This is a genomic window from Rhizorhabdus sp. (assembly GCF_018006725.1).
Lineage (GTDB): Bacteria > Pseudomonadota > Alphaproteobacteria > Sphingomonadales > Sphingomonadaceae > Rhizorhabdus.
The window spans coordinates 1-8,121 of sequence record NZ_JAGMXV010000205.1 but is presented as its reverse complement, the minus strand read 5'-3'; the positions used below and the strand labels follow the sequence as shown (position 1 = coordinate 8,121).

Here is an 8,121-nt window from a genome sequence, read left to right as displayed (position 1 = left end):
CGCGAGCAGGAGGAAAGACTTGATCGGATGTCCTATATTGGCGCCGTATCGAAAGCTCCATTCGGCCTCGCGCTGACGAGCGTCGTCGTGGAAGCGCTTCGGTCAGTCGGGAACCATGCGGAGCTGGACGTGGCGCCGTCGCCCCAGACCCGCGAAAATGGCAGGCGGTGGTGCGCGTTGATGAGGACGGCCAGCGCCGCTCGGTAGCTGTCATCGCGGATATAGGCGTCATGGGTCCACAGGAGCTGATCGCGCGTGACGCCCTGGCTCGCGGCCGCCATGCGCGACAGGCCGAGATTGGTTGCGTCGGCGAGGATCGTGGCGAGCAGCGCGTTTTCATTGGGGCACGCCTCGCCGGTGCGCAGGTTGGTGAACGCTGCGAGAAAGCCGGTTTCCTGCGCCACCTCATGCAGCAGCTCGGTGATGCGGATGCGTGGCATCATGGCATCGAGCCGGTCAGCCAGTACTTCGGCATCGGGTGTCGCGATCGTGCGTATCGGCGATATCTGGAGGCGGCCGTCGCGGAACCGCACACCTTCCAGAGCGTCGCGCTTCAGGCGCTGGGCGAATTTCTTCAGCCGCCAGTCCAGTTCGCGGCCCCGCTGTTCGAGCCATTCGCTGGCTGTGGGTGGCAGGCCAAGAGCCGATACGATCGGCTTGGCCTTCGGATCGCTGAGCAGGTAGCTGTCGAACCGGCGGTATCCCGCCGATCGCTCCACCCAGACATCCCCGGACCGCAATTTGTTGCGCAGATGCGCGATCGTTGCGATCTCCCAAAGCCTCCGGTTGATCTTGCCGTCATCGCCAACAACGATTTTCCGCCATTCCTTGCGGAAGGGCATCGGAGCGTCGGGAGGCAGATCGCGTTTGCCCGACCTGTTGAGGTCGCGCAGCATCTCGACAGCGGCGATCGTCTTCGCGCTGCCCTTTCCCGCCCTGAACTGGAGCGCTTCAAGCAGATCAGGGGCGAACTTACGCAACGTCGCATAGCGATCGGCCGCGACCGTCAACGGGTCGAGGCTCGCGGTTTCCGCGATCGTCGCTACTTCTGGTCTGGCCTTCAGGAGGGTGTTCTACCCGACCGAAGCGTCCAGGGCCTCTATCGGATCTTCGCCGGTATCGACTGCATCGGTGAGTGCGTCGATCGTCCTGCGAAAGATCAGCATCAGCCGCGCGACGTTCTTCGACGTGGTGGCATAGCTGCGCGCCTGGGCGTTCTTCGCGCGGGTGAAGATGCTGCCGATCAGCTTGTCCGCCATCTCCAGAGCGCTGTCAGTCAGCCGTTCTTCGAGGTCGAGCAGGAAAGCAACAAGCGTGGCGCGCCGGCGGGAGGGGATATATCGCTCGATCATATAGGCAGGCGAAGCGCGGCCTTCCCTGACATATTGCCGAAATCGGTCCCCATGGATGCGGCCAGCTACGTCGGGAGAAATGCCGATCTTCCGCACTTGCCACAGGCGGTCGAGAATCTGGCGGATGTGATCGGGTTTGGCCGCGACGGGAATGGTCTTGAGCAAAGCAAGCTGGCTCATGCCGTCGGCGTCGTCAAAGAGCTGGTCGAGGGCGTGGACCTGTTCGGCGCTGAGATCGGCGATCAGGGCATAGGCGGCCTGCTTACGGGCACGCGCACGTCCCGCGCTGCTGGCGCGTTCGATGGTGGAGATGGACGGCAACAGAATCCGGACCTCGCGAAGGGCGGTGGCGACGCCGGTCGCGATCGTCATCCCCTTGTCGGTCGCCCATGCCGTTTTCGCGGCCGCTTCGATCATGAAGGGAATATCGGCGCGGGTCGCCCCCCGAAGTCCCAAGCGCACCGCCAACACACGGGCATGATCCGTCATTGTCTGATCTCGCGCCGCATAGTTGGCCAGGTCGGTTACGTGCAGTCCAAGTTGCTCCGCGACGAAGGCGGCGAGATCATGGGGTATCGCTCCCCTGTCCTGTATCAACTGCGCAAGCGTGATGCCCGGGTGCCGCAAGAGCGCGAGTTGCAGCGCGACGCCCAACTGGTTCCGTTGCTCCCGTCGCGCGCCGATGATCTCGATATCCGAAGGCTCGAAGGTGTAGAGCCGTGCCAAGTGGTCGCGATCAGTCGGGATGGCGAGGATCTGGTCGCGCTCGCTCTCGGTCAGGAGTTGATGCTTGCGCTTCGTCATGCCGATTCCCGTCCACAAAAGGTCATCTGTGCCTATGGACAGCCATGAGTAAAGAGACATAGTATGTGGACGGACATGGATTGGGCAAAGCGGTCGCCCTTCATAGCGTCCAGAGAACGACCGTTGGGGAGACGCACGGCATGGGCGATATTCTGGGCTATGCCCGCGTCAGCACCGGCGATCAGGATGTTTCGGGCCAAACCATGCGACTGGAGAAGGCGGGCGCCATCAAGGTGTTTACCGACGTCATGTCGGGCAAGAGCATGGAGCGGCCCGGTCTGGCCGAACTGATCGCCTATGCGCGTAAGGGTGATACCCTAGCGGTGGTCCGCCTCGATCGGCTCGGGCGCTCGTTGGCCGAATTGCTCGCCACGGTCGAGACGCTACGCGGCCAGGGCATCGCTCTTCTGAGTCTTGAGGAAAAGATCGACACATCGTCGGCCGCCGGCGAACTCATCTTCCATGTGTTCGGGGCCATTGCCCATTTCGAGCGACGGCTGATTTCCGAGCGGACCAGGGACGGCATCGCTGCCGCACGCGCCAAGGGCAAGCAGCCTGGCCGTCAGCCGCTCGACATGTCCAAGGTGGATGCCGCGATCAAACTGGTTGAAGCCCGTATCTCGCCGACCGAAGCGGCGCGGCAACTCGGCATCGGCCGATCGACTATCTATCGCGAAATGCGCCGCCTTGGCGTGGAAAGGCCTGCCTGAATGTCCAGACCGAAATCCGCTCACGATCTTTCCGGATTGATGAAGTACTTGGGCCGTGCGCCCTGGGACGAGATGATGGACGAGATGCTCGTCGCGCATCTTGGCCCGGCCTGCGATGCGATGGATCTTGAGCCTGATGATATATTCGACATCATCGGCGATCATTGGGAGGCGCAGCTGTGGGGCTGTGCTTTCGAAGACTTGCTCACACAGGAACTCGAGCCTGAAGGCCTCAATCTCGTCGATGAGTATCTCAAGCGCCGGGGCTGGAACGAGAAAGCGCCGAACAAGGCTTACATGCGCGCACTGCGCGATACGGTGATGTCGCTCTATGAGGTTAGCGAGGTCGTCCCCGGGCAGTCGATGACCTTGCGGGATCTTCTGCGCGATATTGCGCCGGTCACGGTGCGCGAACATAGCGCAACGCAGACCCTTGTTAACTGGGACAAGATCGCCGCACGGGTCATCGAGGTGAATGGCCGCCATGGGATTTCCGGCGCCTTATTACCGTTCAGCGCGGACGGCGCCGGGCGAGTGATCGAGGCCTTTTCCCAACTTGAAGACGATGGGCCAGGTACTGACCGACTGTCCCCTCCCGAAAGGGAGGGCCTCCTAAAAGCGTCAGGTCCGATTTTCACCAATATCTGGCTGCTTGATTGTCTGGGCAAGGCCATGTCCGGCAGCGTGCCGGAAATGGTCAATGCCGATGGCGATGATCTTGTGTTCCACCGTATCGTGTTCCCCCTGGCGAAGGGCGTGATCGGCAAGAGCGTGGTTCGCAGGCTGAACGCGGCGCAATGGCTGGAACCTGCGAGCGATACGTTCTGGAACTGGCTGGCGCCAGTGACGAAGAACAGGAAACCACGAACGACCAAAGGCGGGCAGGCTTTTGTGACAACCATGGAGGACGGCACACCTGTTTTTGCCAATGTCGAACTGGTGGGTCGCAAACTGATCGTTGAGGTCAATAGCGCCGCCCGCGCGGAGCAAGCGATCACGCAGATGCGCGAATGGCTCGGTGATTGCGTGAGCACACCTATGACCGAAATTCGGACTATGGCCCAGTTCATGGCCGATGACGCCGCCCGCGCTCCGCAGGAAGAGCCGCTCGATATCCCGTCGGACGAAAGGGAGCGCATCGTTCATGAGATGCTGACACGCGAATATACCAAAACGCTTGATGAAGCGGTGCCCGCCCTCGGCAACAAGACACCGCGGGCTTTGGCCCGTACAAAGGCAGGCCGGGCGAAAGTTGCCGACTGGCTAAAATATATAGAGAATGGTGCGGCAAAATCCGGGACTGGCGAGCCAATGGCCACCTATGATTTTACGTGGATGTGGCAAGAGCTGGGGCTGATCGACTTCCGCCGTTGACCGCCCTCACATCGCCGTTCTGGTATTGTTCGGGCTTAGCGTTGTCTGGCGTACCATCCACGCGATGCCCTCCGGTCGCGCGCATCCTCGGGCAGGTCGGCGTGAAAGCGGGCGCGGCGACGACCGGTGAGAAAGCAGTTCTTCATCACGGTCCGGGTCCAGGCGGCGAGGCTTGTTCCCGCCGCGAAGCTGGCGCGCGCGGTCCAGCACCGAAGCATGGTGTCCTGCAGAAGGTCGTCGGCATCGGCGCCCCCTCCAGTCAGTCGCCGCGCATAGGCGCTGAGCGACGCCGCCTGCTCGATCAGCGCTGCTCCGAACGCATTGTCGGGCATGGCGATCGGCAAGGGAACACGGGCAGGTATATCGGACGGCATCTCATTCTCCGGGCAGGGCTCTCCTGCCCCTCAAGCGATATAGGGTGCGGGCGCCGATGTTTCCGGCCAGACCGCTTCAAGGCCCGCTTCGTCCCGTCCCGGTCGATCGGGGCTGCGCCCGTGCTATAAGGCTCCCATATCGCGATCGGAGAGAGACGATGGAGCGCCTGTTCCCGCGCGCCTTGATAGCGTGCATTCGTGAGGCTCGGCCGCCGACGCCGCAGGAGCTTGCATCGATGGCCGAGAAGATCTGGCACGAGGCTTTTCCAGAGCGTCCATTTCGACGCGAGCGCGCCATGACCATCGCCGCCGTAGCGCTCACAGGCGAACGCCAGACGTGCAAGGGACCGCCGGCATCCTGTCCCGCTGAACCATTTCCGGCTAGAATGCGGAGCGCTACGGTCGGCCGATGGTCGCCAGGGCTGTCGTCCAGGAGAGGATGCGCCGCTTGAGCCGGCAACATGCTGGCCGTAGCACCGGCCGGTTTCTTCAAGCAGCCGATGTGGCGGTGGCGGCTCAAATCTCGGTGGGCACCGGCTTGTAAGGCACTCCGATCCGGGTTTCGGCCGTGCCGCGCCGCCGCAGGGTCGCGGCAATGTGGCGGTCGGCCGCCGCGCGATCGATGAAGGCGTGCCGCTGGGCCTGGCCGTGTGAGCCGATCCGGCCCCAGCGGGTTTCCACAACGATCATGCCGAAAAGATCGAGGCTCGCGGTGATGCTGTAGCGCCGGCGGATGTTGCGCGCCGGATCGAGCGCCACCAGCTCGATCGGCTCGGGCAAGGACAGGTTCGCGCCATTCATGGCGCGGAGCCTACGAATTATGCCTCTCCAAGTCCGGCGACTTTCTTGAATCAATGGCACGCCGGTGATTCAAGAAATCGATGGTTCCTCGAAGCGTTACCGCGTCTGCGGGAGTGCGCGACGCTTCTGGCGCTGTTCGAGCCAGGTGGTGAACGCCGACTGGGTGCAAACGTCCAAGGGTTCATAGGTGCCCGGCGCAACACGCCGAAACAGCATGGGGCCGGTCCGAACGGTGCTTCGGCCGAGAGACACCTGGCAGCTATTCCCGGTCATTCCGCACCGGCCACCTATGTTCATCACCGGACTGGTGCGGATGCGAATTGGTCCCGAGACGCGGCCCTTCGTGATGCTGATAACGCGCGCGGGGCGGCTCTGCTCGATCTTATGCCCGGGCCTGAACCATGGTCGTGCTCGTCCGTCCGACCCGCACCAGAAACTGCGCGGTGCCGTCACCGGCGCCCGCCCTATCTCCAACTCACCAACAAGATCGGCTTTGGTGAACGCCGCGCGTCCCGCTGCCTCGATATTGTCGGGCAGGATGCAGGAGCACGCCATGGCGGGCGTGGACGCGCTCAACGCCGCACCGGCCAGAGCCGTGCCGATCGCTCGCGATAGCGACACCATCATCATACCGGGAGGCTACGCCCGCACGGCTGAACGGAGCATGGCCTGAGTGCGCCTATGGAATCGCTGTCGGATCGGCGATGCGCCCGAAAAACAGCACCGCGCCGCTCTTTCGGTCTCGCAGGGTGGCAAGGAAAGGACGATCGACCACCATCTCCGGCACCTGAGGCTCTATCCGCGCACTGGTCACGACGATCTTGACTGCGGTTGCCGCCGCCGCCTCGGTGCCCTCCTCATCGACGCGCAGGAAGGTCGCGTGCGCCACGTCATCGATCGCGAGGCGCGCACCGCTGGCGAGCCCCGACAGGTCCGCACGCTGCTGGTCGAAGGCGCTTGGCATGCCCGCTGCGATCAGCGCTGCCTTCACGCTCTCATCGAACCTCGCTTCGAAGCGGGGCAGAACGATCCGCATCTCGCGAGCCTGCTCCGCGGACAGGTCGAAACGATCATTGCCGCCCTGCTCGCCGGCGAAGAAATCGACACCCTTCAGCTCACGCTCCCAGCGGCGCAGGGTTGCCGCGTCACGTGGCAGGAAAATCTCCATCACGAAACGACCGTTGCGACCATAAGGCAGCGCGATCGCTTGCCCTTCCCGGGTCTCGCGGTAGTCGAACCGGCCAATCCGCTTCATCATCGTGATCGGGATGCGCGTGCCGTCGCCACGCGTGAAGGACCGCGTTTCCGTCTCCTCGAACGGCACCTGCCACTTCGCCTTGAAGTAAAGCGCGTTGGTCAGCACAGCGGCGGTGTCATCCCCGAAGCCGCTCGGAGAGACGATCTCCGAAATCCTGCCCTTCGTCTCGCGCGAAACCCAGCCATTGATCCGCTCGGCCGCTCCGGTGGGATCACCAGCATAATCGACGGTTTCCGGAGCCGCTCCGAAGCCGGCATGCGCCTCGGCGACATACTCGTCCCGGACCGGCAATCCCTTCGCCAGCCACAGCGCGTTCGCGATGCCGAGCGCGGTATCGGCATCGCCGGTGTCGTTAAGCTGGGCATTGTAGGATTTGATGAGCGCAGGGACGTTGCGGGACGAATCCCAACCAAGCACGCGGCCAATCTCCTCGCGCGTGGCGCCCCGCGCGCCAAGGTAGGCGAGCCCCAGGCCCTGCGACAAGCTGACCGGGGAGATGAACAGATTGGCGTTTGCATCGGCCTTCGCTGCCAGGTGCGGGTAGACCTTGACGGTCATTAACGCCGCGCCATAGGTCAGGTCATGCGGCAAAGCCTCGGCGTCGGGCCGGGACAGGCTTGTAGGAAGCGAGCCGGGACTCGGTGCCGGGTCGCGCGTCGCACAGCCACCAAGCGCGAGGATGGCAAGAAGCGGGTATGACAAGGCTGTTTTAGGCATGGCTCTCCCTAAAGGCTTGGCTGCTGATCGTAGAAATCGACCTGCATCCGCATGGCTCCGAGCGGTTCCACGAAATGCGGCTGTTCGGGCAAGATCAGCCCTGGCCGGTCAGGTGTAAGGACCACCTCCGAGGCCGGGTCGAGATAGGTGAGCTTCAATCTCCCTTCGATGACCCGGATCACGCCCCACACACCGGCCTTGGTGCGATGTTCGGAGCGCAGGGCAGCGGGCAATGTCGCCTCATCGAATATGGGCGTCGAGCGGTAGGGAATCACCATTATCTCTTCACTCCCACCTGGATCGTGCATCGCACCGGCTGATCCGCCTTCCTTGCCGCTTGCCGGCATCCTTCGATCTTTTCACGATTGTCGCGCAGCAACCTGTCGGCCGCGACGATCGCCTCCCAGCTCGCCGGTGACGCGCTCGCCATCAAATGCTGCCCGGCATCCCACGGTGTCGCCTCGGCAAGAGCCCGCGTCGCCATGCGTTCGGGCCATTGCCAGCTCGCCGGCGCGATCTCGCGCGCGACCATACCGGGAAGGAAGGACCAGAAGAGGATGCCGATAAGCAACCCGCTCAACCCGAACCATAGTTGACGGTCCTTCTGATCCCGCGCCGTCAGCGCCGATTGAACGACGGTGCGCAGCTCGCGCCCCTGCTGTTTCATCTCGTTGGTGGCGGTGGCGAGGGCGGCATGATCGGCGCTGCGAAGGTCGGCCGCCGCTCGATTG

Annotated in this window: 8 protein-coding genes and 1 pseudogene; 3 read left to right on the top strand and 6 right to left on the bottom strand. The window is 63.3% G+C overall.

What is annotated here, in order from left to right; translation table 11 throughout:
• Positions 1 to 119: 119 nt before the first annotated feature.
• Positions 120 to 2,156: pseudogene (locus KAY22_RS27995) on the bottom strand (Tn3 family transposase); the annotation flags it as partial.
• 140 nt (positions 2,157 to 2,296) lie between these two features.
• On the opposite strand from KAY22_RS27995, the gene KAY22_RS21155 reads away from it, so the two are divergent.
• Positions 2,297 to 2,866, top strand: a complete 570-nt coding sequence (locus KAY22_RS21155; RefSeq protein WP_017501669.1) for a recombinase family protein — start codon at positions 2,297 to 2,299, stop codon at positions 2,864 to 2,866.
• Complete coding sequence (locus KAY22_RS21150) at positions 2,867 to 4,240, top strand: hypothetical protein (RefSeq protein ID WP_026109286.1); 1,374 nt, start codon at positions 2,867 to 2,869, stop codon at positions 4,238 to 4,240. It begins immediately after the preceding gene.
• Positions 4,241 to 4,275: 35 nt separating this feature from the next.
• On the opposite strand, the gene KAY22_RS21145 is transcribed toward KAY22_RS21150, so the two are convergent.
• Both KAY22_RS21145 and KAY22_RS21140 read right to left on the bottom strand, forming a co-directional pair.
• Positions 4,276 to 4,614 (bottom strand): RNA polymerase sigma factor, encoded by a 339-nt coding sequence (locus KAY22_RS21145; RefSeq protein ID WP_230190403.1) that lies wholly within the window; start codon positions 4,612 to 4,614, stop codon positions 4,276 to 4,278.
• Between the two features lie 516 nt (positions 4,615 to 5,130).
• The gene (locus KAY22_RS21140; protein WP_296625212.1) at positions 5,131 to 5,394 is read right to left on the bottom strand and encodes a WGR domain-containing protein; all 264 of its coding nucleotides are present in this window, start codon (positions 5,392 to 5,394) and stop codon (positions 5,131 to 5,133) included.
• A gap of 517 nt (positions 5,395 to 5,911) precedes the next feature.
• Here KAY22_RS21140 and KAY22_RS21135 point away from each other — a divergent pair.
• Entirely contained in the window at positions 5,912 to 6,088 is a 177-nt protein-coding gene (locus tag KAY22_RS21135; RefSeq protein WP_156367391.1) for a hypothetical protein, read from the top strand.
• Positions 6,089 to 6,094: 6 nt separating this feature from the next.
• Here KAY22_RS21135 and KAY22_RS21130 read toward each other — a convergent pair whose 3' ends face one another.
• The 3 genes from KAY22_RS21130 to KAY22_RS21120 form a co-directional block, all read right to left on the bottom strand.
• The gene (locus KAY22_RS21130; RefSeq protein ID WP_230190404.1) at positions 6,095 to 7,390 is read right to left on the bottom strand and encodes a serpin family protein; all 1,296 of its coding nucleotides are present in this window, start codon (positions 7,388 to 7,390) and stop codon (positions 6,095 to 6,097) included.
• An 8-nt stretch (positions 7,391 to 7,398) separates the two neighbouring features.
• On the bottom strand, positions 7,399 to 7,668 hold the full coding sequence (locus KAY22_RS21125; RefSeq protein ID WP_010339208.1) for a DUF1971 domain-containing protein: 270 nt from the start codon (positions 7,666 to 7,668) through the stop codon (positions 7,399 to 7,401).
• A partial coding sequence (locus KAY22_RS21120) for a DUF6118 family protein (RefSeq protein ID WP_296625211.1) occupies positions 7,668 to 8,121 on the bottom strand: 454 nt, incomplete at its 5' end. The genes KAY22_RS21125 and KAY22_RS21120, both read right to left, overlap by 1 nt.

What these genes read in the sequence shown, in the direction of transcription:
- KAY22_RS21150 (WP_026109286.1), top strand. Translation starts at nt 2,867, where the DNA reads ATGTCCAGACCGAAATCCGCTCACGATCTTTCCGGATTGATGAAGTAC.
- KAY22_RS21125 (WP_010339208.1), bottom strand. Translation starts at nt 7,668, where the DNA reads ATGGTGATTCCCTACCGCTCGACGCCCATATTCGATGAGGCGACATTG.
- KAY22_RS21130 (WP_230190404.1), bottom strand. Translation starts at nt 7,390, where the DNA reads ATGCCTAAAACAGCCTTGTCATACCCGCTTCTTGCCATCCTCGCGCTT.
- KAY22_RS21145 (WP_230190403.1), bottom strand. Translation starts at nt 4,614, where the DNA reads ATGCCGTCCGATATACCTGCCCGTGTTCCCTTGCCGATCGCCATGCCC.
- KAY22_RS21155 (WP_017501669.1), top strand. Translation starts at nt 2,297, where the DNA reads ATGGGCGATATTCTGGGCTATGCCCGCGTCAGCACCGGCGATCAGGAT.